The organism is Chitinophaga oryziterrae (assembly GCF_009758125.1).
Classification (GTDB): Bacteria; Bacteroidota; Bacteroidia; order Chitinophagales; family Chitinophagaceae; genus Chitinophaga; species Chitinophaga oryziterrae.
Map to the genome: position 1 here is coordinate 1090721 of NZ_WRXO01000001.1, position 15992 is coordinate 1106712.

Below are 15992 nucleotides of genomic sequence, written 5' to 3' on the forward strand. Positions count from 1 at the left end.
CAGCTATAATGGTTTGTTCCTTTTTCTGATGTGGTAGCGGGTGGAACTAATTAAAAGCTCCGTTGGAGCCTATTATGTTTTCTTGTATATAGAGCGTTTAACTAAATGACATTGATAGTAAATCAGTATTCTATTGCTCCATCTCAATATTAAAATCAGCTGTCATTACCAGTTTGCCTTCTTTTTCGGTCTCACTACCTGGAACTTTTAGTCCTTTGATCTTACCGGTTTTTCCTTTGCTTAACAGATCTGTTATTTGTTTGTCTGATAGTTTTTTGCCCAGGATCTCGAAAGGGATTTTAAAACCACATACTTTGAAATTAGCACAGCCATAAGCGGTATTGCCCTTTTTAAGCAATTGTTCTTTGCATTTAGGACAGGAGAGTTCTTCAATGACGATTGCTTTCTTCGGCTCTTTGGGTTTTGGTTCTTCTTTCTCCGGTACCGGCGGCGGATCGGGCGCTATTGTTATTGTCTTATGGGCGTTGGTCTTTACTTCTATGGTGAGGTCCACGACCATTTGTATTAACTCCTGTTTAAAGGTTTCCATGGCGTATTCACCTTTTTCTATCAGGCGTAACTTACGTTCCCATATACCCGTTAGCTCAGGACTTTTAAGGAGTTCCGACTGTATCGTATCTATGAGATCCATGCCGGTTTGAGTAGCAAAGATGTTCTTTTTGCGTTTCTCTATGTATTTTCTGCGGAACAGTGTTTCGATGATGTTAGCGCGGGTGGAAGGTCTGCCAATGCCATTGTCTTTGAGCAGTTCGCGCATTTCTTCATCTTCCACCTGTTTCCCGGCTGTTTCCATTGCCCTTAGCAAAGTAGCTTCTGTAAAGGCTTTAGGGGGAGTGGTTTTACCCTGGTGTACCCTTGGGGTATGCGGGCCGGTTTCTCCTACTACAAATAATGGCAATACTTTCTCTTCTTCTTCGCCTTCTTTTCTGGCGCTGACATCATTGGCATATACTTCTTTCCAGCCTGGTTCCAGGATCTGTTTACCGGTGACCTTAAACTCTACCTGTCCTACTTTCCCGAGGACGGTCGTATTAGAGATCTTACACTCCGGGTAGAAGGCCGCGATGAATCGACGGGCAATGAGGTCGTAGATGCGTTTTTCTTCCAGCCCAATACCTCCCGGGTATACGCCTGTAGGAATGATAGCATGGTGATCCGTTACCTTTTTATCGTCGAAAACGGATTTTAGTTTAGGGATAGGTTTAGCTAATATGGAGGCAGTCAGGGCGCTGTAAGGCGTCATATCCTGCATGATACCGGCAATTTTGGGGTGTAAGTCTTCCGAAAGGTAAGTGGTATCTACCCTGGGGTAGGTAACCAGTTTCTTTTCATAGAGGCTTTGCACATATTTAAGGGTATCATCCGCAGAAAAGCCATATTTCTTATTGGCTTCCACCTGTAAGGCGGTTAAGTCGAATAAGCGGGGATTCCCTTCTTTTCCTTCTTTCTTTTCGAAAGAGGTGATTTCAAAGGGATGTTCCTTCAGGTAAGCAAGTCCTTTATTGGCTTTTTCCAGGTTGCGGAGACGTTCTATAGTAGCCGTAAATTCTGTTTCGCGATAGATGGTTTTTAATTCCCAGTATTCTTCGGAAACGAACGCATTGATTTCTTTTTGTCGTTGTACGATCATGGCCAGGGTAGGTGTTTGTACCCTGCCGATGGATAGTACTACTTTTCCTGAGGCGAATTTCTTCGTGAACAGGCGGGTCGCATTCATGCCTAAGAGCCAGTCGCCAATAGCGCGTGCGCTGCCTGCAGCATATAAGTTGTTGTATTGATCGCTTTCTTTCAGTTTGGTAAAACCTTCGCGGATAGCCTGTTCTGTAAGGGAAGATATCCAGAGGCGTTTGATAGGTACGGCACATTGGGCTTTTAACAGGACCCACCGCTGAATGAGTTCTCCTTCCTGCCCGGCATCCCCGCAGTTGATGACCTCATCACAATTCTGAACGAGGTTTTCTATTACTTTGAATTGTTTTTGTACACCGGAGTTGTCTATGAGCTTGATACCGAAGCTGGATGGGATCATGGGAAGATCTTCCAGCCGCCAGTATTTCCAGTAATCAAAATAATCATGTGGTTCTTTCAGGGTACAGAAATGCCCGAAAGTCCAGGTTACCTGATAACCATTTCCTTCATAATAGCCCTCTTTGCGCTGCTTCGCACCGAGTACTTCGGCAATATCCCTTGCCACACTTGGTTTTTCGGCAATACAAACCTTCATAATAATGCTGAATAGGGCGGCAAATATCGTATAATTAGCGGGAATATCAGCCCCTTGTCCAGATGGTAGTTCTGCCCAGTAGGGTAATACCTATATATCCTTTTATTTTCAGGCTGGTTCCATCCAGTTTCATGAAACAACTGTAGGTCTTACCACTTTTGGGATCGTAGATCTTTCCGCCGTTCCACTCACCATCATCGTAGGTGAAATTTGTAAGGATAACGAGGTTCAGGAGTAACCGGGATTTTAGTTTATTATCGGGGTTTTTGGTATCTGTTCTGGAAGAGCCATCAGGGTTAAAAATGTTCTTTCCCCAGATTATTTTTCCATAGTATTTATTACCTGTTCTATAGATCTCGATCCTGGCATCTTTTTCTGCATTTAACCAGTTACCGAGGACCCTGTCTGCTGCCGGAGTTTGTGCGAATATGCTGCCTGTGGAAATTATAAGAATAATCAGAATGAAAGCTAATCTCTTCATGGATGAAATTTTGAAGTAAATTAGCTTGATTTTGTCAAATCTGATCAAGATATTTTGATGCGTTATTGGTATGCAGTTATATTATTGATTTTAGGGGGAAGTACTACCAGGGGCCAGCAGCCTGTACCTATTGAGAAAGGTTTATCTCAGCATATATTCACTTATGATGAAATTGAATACCTGGAAGATCCGGGAGGGAAGTTACGTTTAGACCAGGTTATAAATGCTCCTTTTAAACCCAGCGCTGTCAGTACTCCGCAGAATGATCATCTGGGTTCTGTTTATTGGTACAGGATCAGTATAAAGCATGATACATCGTCGCATAATTATTATCTGCTGGAGTTTTTTGACCAGACGATAGATGAGATAACGGCTTATCTGCCGGATGGTAAGCAGGTGTTGCTGGGCGATCGTTATCCCTTTTCCCAACGCTGGTTCCGGCATAAGAATTTCGAGCTGCCGGTGGATAACAGTAAGGACGGAACGGATGTGTATTATTTCCGGCTGCGATCTGCACAAACAGCGGATGTGATTATCGTGCTGCGCTCTTTTGATCATTTTGTTTCTTATGCGTTGTCTGAATACATGACGTTTGGGATTTTTTACGGCATGATCTTCATTTTCAGCTTTTATAACCTGATCATGTTCATTGCCATGCGGCAACGGCAGTACCTGTATTATGTGCTGTATAACCTGAGCGTGGTGTTGTATGAGATGTGCACGGACGGTATTGCCTATCAGTGGTTATGGCCCAATTCCCCCAACTGGAATCAGTATGCTTTTGCCTGGCCGTTGCTGAGTATGAGCATTTTTGCCCTGTTGTTTACGCGGAGCCTGTTGTATGTGGAGTTCAGGGCGCCGGTGCTGAACCGCCTGATTATGGGGGTGATAATAGCACGTTGCCTGTTCTTTTTAGCCTGTTTGTTCATCAATCCTTACTGGTTTAATTATAAGTTCATAGAGGTGATCCCGCTGGCGGTAGCATTTTATACGGGGATCCATGTATTGGCCAGGGGCTACCGGCCTGCCCGGTTTTTTGTGCTGGGGTATAGCTTTTTGTTTGTGGGATTTATGCTCAAGTTTTTCATTATGCTTGGGTATAGCTGGCTGAACTTCGGGATTGTGAGTTATTATAGCCTGAGTTTCTGTTTTATCCTGGAGATGTTCTTTTTGTCTTTTGCGGTGGGGGACAAGGTACGTTTGCTGAAAAAGAAAAGGGATAAGGCCAGGCGGATGATGATCCGGCAGATGACGGAGAATGCCAGGCTGAAGGATAACCTGAATATAGAACTGGAAGCACAGGTAAAGGCCAGGACGAAGGAGTTATCTGAGCAGGCTGGGGTAATTGCGGAGCAGAATGAGATCCTGACAGAGACGAATGCGTTATTAGAAAGCCAGGCAGCGGAGATTTCCCGTATGAATGCGTTGCTGGCACAGGATAATATACAGTTGCAGACCAATGTGGAGAAGGTGAGCAGGGCCAGGGCCTTGTCTACTTCCCTTGATTTTGAGGAGTTCAGCAAGATTTATCCTGATAAAGAAAGCTGTTTGCAGTTTCTGGCAGATTTAAAATGGACCGGGACATTTCATTGCCGTAAGTGCGGGAATGAGCATTATTATGCCGGTCATCAGCCTTTTAGCAGGCGTTGCAGTAAGTGTGGGTATGAGGAGTCGGCTACAGCTTATACTATCTATCAGAATATCCGTATCCCTATTAATAAAGCGTTTTATCTCACTTTCCTCGTGTATTCCACTAAAGGGAAGATTTCTTCCCATAAACTGTCTGATATCCTCGAAATCAGGCAAAGTACCTGCTGGTCTTATGCAACCCGGATCATTAAGATGATGGATGAAAGGAAGAAGGAATTGAAGCAGGCGAATGGTCAGGGCTGGAGTTTGCTGGTCTTAGACGACGAAGTGCGCGGTTAAGAAATAATTGAAGGGTATCCAAGCGTATCAGCATCTCTAATCAAATTAATGGAAAATCCCTGTCTTTCCTTTCATTATCAGTACTTTTCTCACTAATCCTTTTATGGTATCCAAGCGTATCATATTTCTCATAAGTAATTAAAAACCAATTATTTGTGAAGATTTTTTTTATTTCGGAATACTAAATCCCCTTATCTTTATACCATCGTTGTGAAAGAAGTCATGTTATGAGAGAATACCTATGCTTAGTTCACAGATCCTTATTCCACAATTAAGAACTGACACATTATGAAAAAAAGGGTGACATTCCTGACAGCATGCCTGTTTATGTTATGCAGCTTTGCGATGGCGCAACAGGACATTACTGTAAAAGGACACGTTCAGGACAAACAGGGTACTTCACTTCCCGGGGTTTCCGTAAAAATCAAAGGTACTAACAGAGGTACCATTACGCAGGCAGATGGTAATTTTTCCATCGAAGCTCCTTCAACAGGTACATTAGAGATTTCCTATGTAGGTTATGAAGGGCAGAACGTTGTATTAAATGGCCGTACACAGTTGAATATCAGTCTGGCCGATACCAAAACAGACCTTAGTGAGGTAGTGGTAATCGGGTATGGTACACAGAAAAAGAAAGATGTGACGACGGCAGTAGTAAGTGTAAGCACCAAAGATATAGGGGAAAGACCTATTACTCAGACAGCCGCCGCTTTACAAGGTAAAGCTGCCGGGGTACAGGTTACACAGCCCAGCGGTAAACCGGGCGCTGCTTTCTCCGTAAGGGTGCGTGGCGCTACTTCCGTACAGGCTGGTAATGAACCATTGTACGTAATAGACGGAGTACCTACTTCCGATACCAGGGACCTGAATCCTAATGATATTGAGAACATTACTGTATTAAAGGATGCGTCCAGCGCTGCCATTTATGGTGCCAGGGCATCTAACGGGGTAGTATTGATTACCACCAAGAGAGGTAAATCAGGTGCAGGGGTGATCAATTTCAATACTTATTATGGTGTATCAAATGTGGGGAAGAAGATCAATGTACTGAATCCAACACAGTATAATGATCTGATGAAAGATCTGGGATATGCTACTACCACTCCTACGGAAACGACCGACTGGCTAAAAGAAGTGTTCAAAACAGGGCATAACCAGAATTATCAGTTGTCTATGTCCGGAGGAAGTGAGAAGTCGCAGTATTTCGTTTCCGGCGCTGTTACCAAAGATGATGGGATGGTGAAACCGGCGCAATATAACCGTTATTCATTCAGGACGAATTTAGATAATCAGCTGAAAGACTGGCTGAAGGTTTCAACAAATATCAGCTACTCGAATGTGGCTTTGAAAGATTTAAAAGACAATGATAATGCGGGGCGTAATGCAGCTATCCTGGGTGCATTGAATGCTCCGCCTATCATGGGTATTTATGAAACGGATGCGGACGGTCACCGTCGTTACACAATGAATCCTTACAAAGCAGGATGGGATAATCCTATGGCAGCGATTGAAGGCCCTACCCAGGGAACAGGTGATAACAGGGTGCTGGGTAATGCTTCTGCGGATATCAACCTGACTAAATCCCTGAAGTTCAGGAGTAATTTCGGGGTGGATTATTTCAGTCATAAGTATGATTATTACCTGGATTATATCATGACCACTCCGGGTCGTAATGATCATGGGTATGCCTCTTCCCAGAAAACTAACAGCTTTACTTATCTGTGGGAGAATACGTTGAACTACGATAAGAAATGGAATAAACATAGTCTTTCGGCATTAGGTGGTGTAACTACCCAGAAGAATAAGTATAACGAATCCAATTTAACGGGTCGTGATTTCCCTGCGGACCCTACTGTGAAAACGCTGAATGCCGCGAACCAGATAGTAGGAGATACGTATGAATCGCAATGGTTCCTGATGTCATATCTGGGCCGTGTGATGTATAATTATGACAGTAAATATCTGGTGACAGCGAACTTCCGTGCGGATGGTTCTTCCAAATTAGATAAGAAACATAAATGGGGATATTTCCCTTCTGTATCTGCCGGCTGGCGTATTTCTGCTGAACCTTTCATGAAAGACGTGAAAGAGATCAGTGACCTGAAAATAAGAGCCGGCTGGGGACAGAATGGTAACCAGGAAGGACTGGACCCTTATGCCGCTTACGGGTTGAATACTTATACCCGTCAGACAGCTACCAGTCCGTTATCAGGTCCGGTCATCAATCCTTCTAAAATCGCTCCTAATCCTGATCTGAAATGGGAAACTACGACACAAACGAACGTAGGTATTGATCTGAGTATGTTTGATTCCCGTTTGACCTTCACTGCAGATGCGTACATTAAAAAGACTTCTGATCTGTTGTTAAATGTAACGCTGCCTCCTCCAACAGGATATGATTATATCACCCGTAATTCCGGTAGTCTGGAGAATAAAGGGCTGGAGTTTGTAGTATCTTCTGTGAATGTTGATAAGAAGGACCTGAAATGGAGTACAGATTTCAATATCGCTTTTAACCGTAACAAGATCACCGACCTGCAGTTATCTAAGGTATATTATTATGCCAGTGTAGAAAACAGGGATAATATCATCATTCTGCAGAAAGGTTTAGCATTAGGTACTTTTTATGGTTATGTATCTGAAGGTGTAGATCCTCAGACAGGAAATATCAGGTATAAAGATGTAAACGGAGATGGGAATGTGACACCGCAGGACCGTACTGTTATTGGTAGTGCGCAGCCTAAGTTTACGTATGGTTTGAATAACAATATAGATTATAAGAACTGGTCATTGTCTTTCCTGTTACAGGGATCACAGGGTAATAAAGTGTTTAATGCTTCCCGTATGGAAACAGAAGGGATGTATGATAGTAAGAATCAGTCGACCGAAGTATTACGCCGCTGGACAACACCCGGACAGGTAACAGATATTCCGAAAGCGACCAATGGGGATGTTACGAATTCACGTACCTCTTCCCGTTTTGTAGAGAATGGATCTTTCCTGCGTATGAAGAGTACTACGTTATCTTATAAGCTGCCGGAGAGCGCTATTTCAAGATTGCATCTGAATAAGCTGATGGTATATGCTACTGCACAGAACCTGTTTACTATTACGAAGTATAAAGGGTTTGATCCGGAAGTAAATGCTTTCGCTACCAATGCTAATAATGGAGTAACACTGGGTATCGACTATGGTACTTATCCTGTTGCCAGAACATTCATCGTAGGTTTAAATCTGCAATTCTAAACGCCACAGTCATGAAAACATCAAGTTATCTCATTATAGTGATCGCATTCGTTTTGGGTGCGTGTAATAAAGAACTGGACCTGAAGCCTATCTCTAATACTACCAGTGGTACTGGCGGACAGGGTACGGCAGGTGCTTTTATCAAAGATGCTGCTACGGCGGAATCTGCGATATCCAGTTGTTATGCTTATTTCCGTAATAGTGGAGGAGAGTATTATGTACTCGACTATTTTAATATCAGTGATGCACAGTCGGACAATGCATATGCGGGCGCCGATAACTCTGCCGGATTTGAGATAGATGAATACCGTATACTTTCTACCAATTCATGGGTACAACGCGACTGGGGATATTTGTATAATCACATTGCATCCTGTAATTCAGTGATTGTAAATGTGCCCAAAGTAACGGATGCTGCATTAACAGATAGCCGTAAAGCGCAGATCGTGGGAGAAGCACAGTTTATACGTGCACGTGCTTATTTTGACCTGGTAAGATTATATAGTGCAGTACCATTGGTATTAACGGAGTTGCCTACTATTACTTCTTCTAACCTGACAGAGATTTATCCGTTGTTATATCCTGCACGTACCAGTGCTGACAGCGTATACGACCAGATCATCGCAGATCTGAAAAGTGCGGCGGATGCGGTGCCTGCTACTGCATCCAATAAAGGATTCGTAACGAAAGGAGCGGTGTATACATTGCTGGCAAAAATATATGCAACGCGTAAACCGGTTGACTGGCCTACGGTGCAGTCGTATTGTGATAAGGTGATCGCATTGGGGTATAGCCTGCTGCCGGTGTATGATCAGTTGTGGGATGGTGCGCATGAGAATTCTGCGGAATCTATTTTTGAATTGAATTTTGACAGTTGGGATACCGGTGGTAACTGGGGAACATCTATGTTCTATGGAACAGACTGGAAGAAGTTCTGTAACCCGAGTAATGATATGATAAGGGCGTATCAGAATGCGCATGATTCTGTTCGTATGAAGTCTACAATCACGTTTGCTGATGTAAATGGTAAGTGGAGTGATACACGTTTATCACTGGATAGCTTTCCTTTCTTTTATAAGATGCGGAAGTCTGATGGTTCTCAGAATATTATCCTGTACCGTTTAGCGGATGTGTTATTATTAAAAGCAGAAGCGTTGAACGAACAGGGCGATGTAGCCGGTGCAAATGATATCGTAACGGAGATACGTACACGTGCTAAACTAAATGCATTGACGGTAACAGATCAGTCTAACATGAGACTGGCCATTGAGAATGAACGGAGGCTGGAGCTGGCTTTTGAAGGGCAGCGCTGGTATGACCTGGTACGTACCGATCGTGCTATTCCTGTGATGGAAGCGGTAACAGATGGCAAAGGAGTGAACCTTGGATATCATTTAACAGCACAGAAATCAATATGGCCTATACCACAGAGTGAGATGGACCAGAATCCTAATTTAACGCAAAACGAAGGGTATTAATGAGGTGGGGAATTTATAGTCTGGCTTTTATTTTAGCAGCTTGTAATCATGTTTCAAAACAGGCAGATGTTTATCTGACTACACCGGATGCAAAACAGTTACTGGCGTTACAACCAGTGTTGCATGCAGGTAAGGATACGGCAGTAGCTAATATACGTATTGATACGGCTTTGCAGTACCAGGAAATAGAAGGATTTGGTGCAGCGATGACAGGGTCTTCTGCATATGTAATGCAGCAGTATATGAGTGCTGCTCAACGTGATACTTTGCTGGAAGCATTGTTTGATGCACAAAAAGGGATAGGAATCAATTATATCAGAATGTCTATGGGAGCCTCCGATTTTTCGGTGGCTCCTTATAGCTATGATGATATGCCGGCAGGTAAACGGGATGATTCCTTATTACATTTCAGTATAGGACGTGATAGTATGTTGTTACCTGTGCTGAAGCAGGTAGTGGCGATTAATCCGGAGATACATATCATGGGAACGCCCTGGAGTCCGCCGGGATGGATGAAGACAAGTGATAAGCTGGAAGGTGGGTCTTTGAAGACAGATGCTTATGAAGTGTATGCAAGGTATTTTGTAAAATACTTGAAGGTGTTTGGTGATAATGGTATTAAGATAACGGCGTTGACGGTACAGAATGAACCGCAGTATGAAGCGTTTTATCCGAGTATGAAAATGACGGCACCCGAGCAGGCGGTATTTATTAAAGATCACCTGGGGCCTATGCTGGTGCGTGAAGGATTGAAGCCGGAGATTATGTTGTTTGATCATAACTGGAATAGTCCGGAGTACCCTATTTCTATTTTGGATGATACGGCTGTAGCCAGATATACTACAGGCGCTGCGTTTCATTGTTATGAAGGAGCGGTTGGCGCTATGAGCCAGGTACATGCGGCGCATCCGGAGAAGGGGCTTTATTTTACGGAATGTTCCGGTGGCAGCTGGGCGCCTTCTTTTGCAGATAACCTGCAATATATGATAGGGAATTTACTGATAGGTACGGTGAATAACTGGTCTAAGAATGTATTGTTATGGAATATGGCGCTGGATGAGCATAACGGGCCTACTACGAATAAGCCTGATACCGCCTCCGGGGTAAACCGGGGATGTATGACGTGCAGGGGAGTGGTAACGGTACAGTCGACTAATGGGGTGGTGACGAAGAATATAGAGTATTATGCGCTGGGGCATTTCAGCAGGTTTGTGAGGCCGGGTGCTGTAAGAGTGTATTCTTCTTTGGTTAAAGGATTGGAGAATACAGCGTTTCTGAATAAGGATGGAAGCAGGGTATTAGTGGTGTTGAATACAAGTAAAGAGGATCGTCAGTTTTCTGTGCAGGATGGTACAGTGGTATATCCGTATTTACTGAAAGCCGGTGCGGTGAGTACAATTATATTGAAATAAGGGGGACGGAAAATTGGGTGTCTCATATGAGGCACCCTTTCTTATGATTGTAACTCCATGTTATCGGGTAAACCAGAGAGCAACTGCCTGCCTGATTGATTGCTCATCAGGGTCGCTGTCAGAAGCCCAGGCGATAAACCCATCAGGGCGTATCAGTACCGCGCTCAAGCCGAATTGTTCTCTCACCGGACCCGAAACATACTTCATTTGATCGCCATATTCACTCGCCAAAGTTTTAAGTGAAGTATTCATATCAAAATCAAGCAATATCCCCTGGCCATCGTGCATTAAGTCGCCAATTTTTACACCATCTTCAAACTCAAAGTTGGGAACGCTGTAGCCTACCAGAGGGTGGTCGCCACCGAGGTTGTAGTGTGTGAAAACGCCCCGCACTCTTCCTGCAATGTAGGTGGCACCATCGCGCGTATCTATAAGGTCGCGGATAATCGCGTTCAGTGCGCGGGCATGGGGTTCTGGTCCCATGATCGCGACCTGGGCGCGTGACCAATCCAGCACCTGTACACCAATTGGGTGCCGTTCTGTATAGTAACTATCCAACAAGCCTTCCGGAGCTTTCTCCTGGATGGTTGCAGCGAGCTTCCAGCCCAGGTTCATGGCATCGCCCAGCCCAAGGTTAAGGCCCTGGCCTCCCAAGGGCGCGTGAATGTGTGCGGCATCGCCGGCTAAAAGTACCCGTCCGTTGCGGTAGGTTGTAGCCTGCCGGGCGCGGTCAGTCCAGGTGTTTGCGATATGCAGGGCGCTGATAGTTACGTCGGTGTTCGAGACACGGCGTAATACTTCCTGCACATGTTCAAGCGTGATTGGCTTTTCTGAACCGTGAAATGCCCCGCGATCAAAATCCTGTATCATCACATAACCTGGTTGGGATTGCAGGTACATGCCTGTTGGTGTTACGTTCCGGCCCGGGTTGAGTTTCCCGGGGTCGGCAATATCAAGCTGGGTAGTGTAGCCGGTGAATTCCGGTTCGGTACCAGCAAATTCAAAACCGCCTGTCTTGCGAACAACACTACGGCTTCCATCGCAACCCACAAGCCACTTACCTTTAAATGATTGGTCACCTGATTGAACAGTTACACCATTCATGGTTTGATGAAAGTCAGTAAGGGCGAACCCTCGCTTGATTTCTACGCCCAAAGCTTCTGCGCGGCGGGTCAACACTGTTTCAAGCTCCTGCATTTCAGAAATCAAACTGGTGTCGGTGGAACCTGGCAGGCGATACTTCCACTGTGAAGTGTCAATATTACCCTCATGGAATGGGATGCCGGCGAAGTGTCCTGCCTGACGGCGTGGCCCTTGTACAGCGTTTGAGTGAGGGTTTTTAAGGCGTTTGTGTACCTCAAGTTCATCAAGTAACCCACGGTGGTAAAGGGCTTCAATAGTAGGTGCGGAGAGTCCCCGTATCCCGAAGGGAAGTTGCTTCAATGGCGAGTGCGGATTTTCCGCTTTTTCCAGTATCAGGACTGAACATTTGGCCAGTGCCAGTTCACAGGCGAGGAACAGACCTACAGGTCCTGCACCGGAAATGATTACATCGTGAATAGAGTGATTTTGTGCGGATTCCCTGCTTTCAGGTGTAGCTTTCATATAGAATTATTGAAACACAAAATTCTGGAAAGCTCCTGTGTCAGGCTTGTACAAACGCGACAAAATGCTGTTTCCTTTTCTTTGCTCTTCGAGCGAATACTGCTGGCGTAGTACCGCTGTAGCGCTTGAATTCCCTGCTTAGGTGGGATTGATCCGTATAGCCCAGTTCATGAGCTAAGCCGGCAAGGTTGGAATCCGGATAATGCCATAAGTGGTTTCGTACCTGCTCAAAGCGTATCAGGCCGGACACGTCTTTAACAGTATATCCGGAAGATTGCTTGAACTTCCTTTCCAGTGTACGAACTGTTGCATGAGCCGCCGCTGCTACCTGGCTTACCGGCATAGTGCCGTTTGCTTTTCTCATAGCAACTCCCGCTTTGAACAGCATACTGTCTGTAGCAATCCCCGACCGTGCATGCAGGAAATACTGTTTTATGTGAACCAGCGCTTCATCTATCCTACCAGCTTCAATCCATTTATTCAACGTGGATTGAAGCTGGGCGATAGGGTGATCAAATATGCGCAATCCGTCTTTACCGGACGGCAGTCCGAGTAAATCAAATACGGTCCAAGGAAAGCACCTGATACCAATGATCTCTAAACAGTTTTTCGTGTAAAAAAGAACAGGCTGATTGAGTAGCCCCATCATAAACGGTGATGGCAATGGCTGCAAGCTTCCATTGTAAGAAGTGCTAGAGAGGCTTCCGAAATGAAAAATAATTTCAGCATAGCCATCAGGCACTACCTTAAAACTCGATTGTAGTTCTCCGAAGTCTTTTCTGTTATACCAAAAGCATTTTATGGTATCCCGTAACTCTTCAGGTGGTTCAAATTCTTGATGCATAAATTATCAATATAGAGTTTCATACCAGCATTACCCAGCTACAGCTATACACTTTTCGAACCTTACAAGAAATTAACGCCAACCTAAGCCGGGAGCAACATGCTTCAGAATAGACGACAGGATGTGTATATTGTAGTCAACTCCTAACGTATTAGGTATAGTCAAAAGGAGGGTATCAGCTTCCTGGATGGCTTCATCCTGAGCTAACTCCCTGATGAGCTGATCCGGTTCTCCAGCATAACTTCTTCCGAAAATGGCACGTTTGTCACTTTCAATAAAACCAATTTTGTCGACCCTATTGGATTCCTGCCCAAAGAAATGTCTGTCCTGATCAGTTATCAGTGCAAAGATGGACCGGCTCACTGAAACCCTTGGCTTGTGCTGGTGTCCTGCTTTTTGCCATGCTTCTTTGTACAACCTGATCTGTTCTGCTTGTTGTACGTGGAACGGCTTGCCACTTTCGTCGAACTTCAAGGTCGAACTTTGCAGGTGCATTCCGTTTTCGGCTGCCCAGATAGCTGTAGCATTAGAAGCTGCTCCCCACCAGATACGTTCCCGCAATCCCCCGGAGTGAGGTTCCAATCGTAACAAGCCCGGTGGATTAGGAAACATTGGGTGAGGGTTTGGCTGTGCAAATCCAACACCTTTGAGTTTATCCAAAAATTGCAACGCTTTCCTGCGTCCCATATCTGCATCAGTTTCGCCTTCAGCTAGTTCATACCCAAAATAACGCCAACCATCGATTACCTGTTCAGGCGAACCTCTGCTGATTCCCAGTTGCAATCGCCCGCCCGAAATCAAGTCGGCAGCTCCGGCGTCTTCCACCATGTAGAGTGGATTTTCATAACGCATGTCAATAACACCCGTTCCAATCTCTATGCTGCTTGTTTTGGCTCCGATGGCAGAAAGCAAAGGAAATGGAGATGCTAACTGAGCTGCAAAATGATGTACCCGAAAATATGCACCATCTAAACCGATTTCTTCGGCAGCGACAGCCAAATCAATAGATTGAAGCAACGTGTCACTCGCCGTACGGGTTTGATAGGCTGGATGATTAGACCAATGTCCGAACGATAAAAATCCTATTTTCTTCATAAGTCTCTTTTCGATCGTAAAATACCACAAATATTTAATGATAATTCATGCCGATGTTCGTTCCAGATCTGTCCTCCCGGCCATTAACTCATCTTTGTTTTGAAATTTCTGACAATACCGATAAATATAATCTTCCAGTTCGGGATATAAACCATTCATATTTTATGTGTTGCTATTTAGATGAATATAAATAAGAGGTACAGAGGAGAGTATGTTTTCAACGTCAATAATGCTGTCATAAATTAACGCTATTTCGTAATCAGGAAACAAGGCATTTTAATATTAAATAATTGATTTTGAATAGGATGTACTATGGTTCGTTTTTTGAAACATCATAGCAAAACATCAAATTAATAATTTATGAAAACTGAATCAACAAATGAAAAGCAGACAGTCGCTTTTGATCCGGCAGATTTTCTGATAGTACCGGCACGAACTTTTGAAGACTTGAAAATAGGCGAAATTTTCAGGGCACCGAGCCGGACCCTTACGGATGCGCATTCCGCAGCGTTTCAAACTGTCTCTTGTGATAATCACCCGGTACATTACGATATGGTATGGGCGCAAAAGCACGGACACAAGGCACCGGTCGTCCACGGACTCCAGGTACTTGCATTTACAGCTCCAGGTGCCACTATGTTTCCTCATGTGATTGGCGAGGTATTTATAGCTTTCACAGAGGTATCCTGTAAATTTTTAAAAGAGGTCAATGCCGGTGATACTTTATATCCTGCTCTAAAAATCATCTCTTTAACGCCACAGGGCAATAAAGGTATTGTAGAGACTGAAGCTACAATTCATAATCAAAACGGTGAGCTCGTTCTGTCGGGCACCCATAAATATCTTTTAAAAGCAAGACAAGCTGGAGATCTGCAAAACAAATGATTAAGTCAGGGAATATTACCCATGTCTATCAGTTAAATACAGGACACTCGTCTTTCCTCTCAAAATCGCAGGAATTACTGGCTATCCTGATTGGAATAAACCGCATTAATATACTACTCATAAATAAATTCAAAATATATGGAGATTGTACAAACCCCCGAAAATGCATTATCACATTCCGTAGTGACTGCAATTATAAACGCGCCAATTGAAAAGATCGATATCGCTGACTGGCTCTTACATCTCCCAGATGCGGAGTATCAGCGTTGTTCGACCCAACACATTGGCGCAGGCATTACAACAACTTATGATGGCCAGCCAATGTCAATTAACGTTGAAACCATTGGTGACGCTTTGATGGTACAACATTATGTCGCAGTGGTGCACCGGGCAGATTACTGCCGGATGTTGTCTGTTTCTGATTCGATCACAAAAAATGGCCGTACAAAAGTTCAGGTACTTTGGGAACTCAGTGTCAGGAAAATCGATGATAACACCTGTGAATATAAAAACGAAATACATGCCACGGCAACGGATGAATTTTTCGAATTTATGAAGGCGCACGAATTAACATTGGAAAAGGCAGCAGCAGCACGGCAGGCGGCTTCGGATAGCCATAATCACGAAGAAACCCCTCTTTTTGCAAAAAGCATAGAAAAAAAGGCTTTGACAGGAACCTATGGGATTTAGGCGATATATCTTCCTGCATTTGAACAAAAGGGGATCAAAATGGGAGAGGTAATGAGAGCTATTCCTGAAGGAAAAGATGAAA

11 protein-coding genes are annotated in these 15992 nt (G+C 44.2%); 6 read left to right on the plus strand and 5 right to left on the minus strand.

Features of this window, described 5'->3' with window-relative positions; translation table 11 throughout:
- Positions 1 to 130 precede the first annotated feature (130 nt).
- A complete protein-coding gene (locus GO495_RS04500) occupies positions 131 to 2245 on the minus strand; it encodes a type IA DNA topoisomerase (RefSeq protein ID WP_157298479.1) in 2115 nt (704 codons plus the stop codon).
- A 46-nt stretch (positions 2246 to 2291) separates the two neighbouring features.
- A complete protein-coding gene (locus tag GO495_RS04505) occupies positions 2292 to 2726 on the minus strand; it encodes a DUF2147 domain-containing protein (RefSeq protein ID WP_157298480.1) in 435 nt (144 codons plus the stop codon).
- 57 nt (positions 2727 to 2783) lie between these two features.
- On the opposite strand from GO495_RS04505, the gene GO495_RS04510 reads away from it, so the two are divergent.
- From GO495_RS04510 to GO495_RS04525, 4 genes are all read left to right on the plus strand, one after another.
- The gene (locus GO495_RS04510) at positions 2784 to 4655 is read left to right on the plus strand and encodes a 7TM diverse intracellular signaling domain-containing protein (RefSeq protein WP_157298481.1); all 1872 of its coding nucleotides are present in this window, start codon (positions 2784 to 2786) and stop codon (positions 4653 to 4655) included.
- A gap of 288 nt (positions 4656 to 4943) precedes the next feature.
- Entirely contained in the window at positions 4944 to 7901 is a 2958-nt protein-coding gene (locus GO495_RS04515; RefSeq protein WP_157298482.1) for a SusC/RagA family TonB-linked outer membrane protein, read from the plus strand.
- A gap of 11 nt (positions 7902 to 7912) precedes the next feature.
- Positions 7913 to 9379: a RagB/SusD family nutrient uptake outer membrane protein gene (locus tag GO495_RS04520; RefSeq protein ID WP_157298483.1), complete on the plus strand. Its 1467-nt coding sequence runs from the start codon at positions 7913 to 7915 to the stop codon at positions 9377 to 9379.
- Positions 9379 to 10791, plus strand: coding sequence for a glycoside hydrolase family 30 protein (locus GO495_RS04525; protein ID WP_157298484.1), 1413 nt, complete (start codon positions 9379 to 9381; stop codon positions 10789 to 10791). Before GO495_RS04520 ends, GO495_RS04525 begins: the two co-directional genes overlap by 1 nt.
- A 60-nt stretch (positions 10792 to 10851) precedes the next feature.
- Here GO495_RS04525 and GO495_RS04530 read toward each other — a convergent pair whose 3' ends face one another.
- The 3 genes from GO495_RS04530 to GO495_RS04540 form a co-directional block, all read right to left on the minus strand.
- Complete coding sequence (locus GO495_RS04530; protein ID WP_157298485.1) at positions 10852 to 12396, minus strand: FAD-dependent monooxygenase; 1545 nt, start codon at positions 12394 to 12396, stop codon at positions 10852 to 10854.
- A gap of 40 nt (positions 12397 to 12436) precedes the next feature.
- On the minus strand, positions 12437 to 13240 hold the full coding sequence (locus tag GO495_RS04535; RefSeq protein ID WP_157298486.1) for an AraC family transcriptional regulator: 804 nt from the start codon (positions 13238 to 13240) through the stop codon (positions 12437 to 12439).
- A gap of 72 nt (positions 13241 to 13312) precedes the next feature.
- Positions 13313 to 14335 (minus strand): LLM class flavin-dependent oxidoreductase, encoded by a 1023-nt coding sequence (locus GO495_RS04540; protein WP_157298487.1) that lies wholly within the window; start codon positions 14333 to 14335, stop codon positions 13313 to 13315.
- A 360-nt stretch (positions 14336 to 14695) separates the two neighbouring features.
- Between GO495_RS04540 and GO495_RS04545 the strand changes: the two genes are divergently transcribed.
- Positions 14696 to 15220 (plus strand): MaoC family dehydratase, encoded by a 525-nt coding sequence (locus GO495_RS04545; protein WP_157298488.1) that lies wholly within the window; start codon positions 14696 to 14698, stop codon positions 15218 to 15220.
- A 138-nt stretch (positions 15221 to 15358) separates the two neighbouring features.
- On the plus strand, positions 15359 to 15910 hold the full coding sequence (locus GO495_RS04550) for a hypothetical protein (protein WP_157298489.1): 552 nt from the start codon (positions 15359 to 15361) through the stop codon (positions 15908 to 15910).
- Positions 15911 to 15992 lie beyond the last annotated feature (82 nt).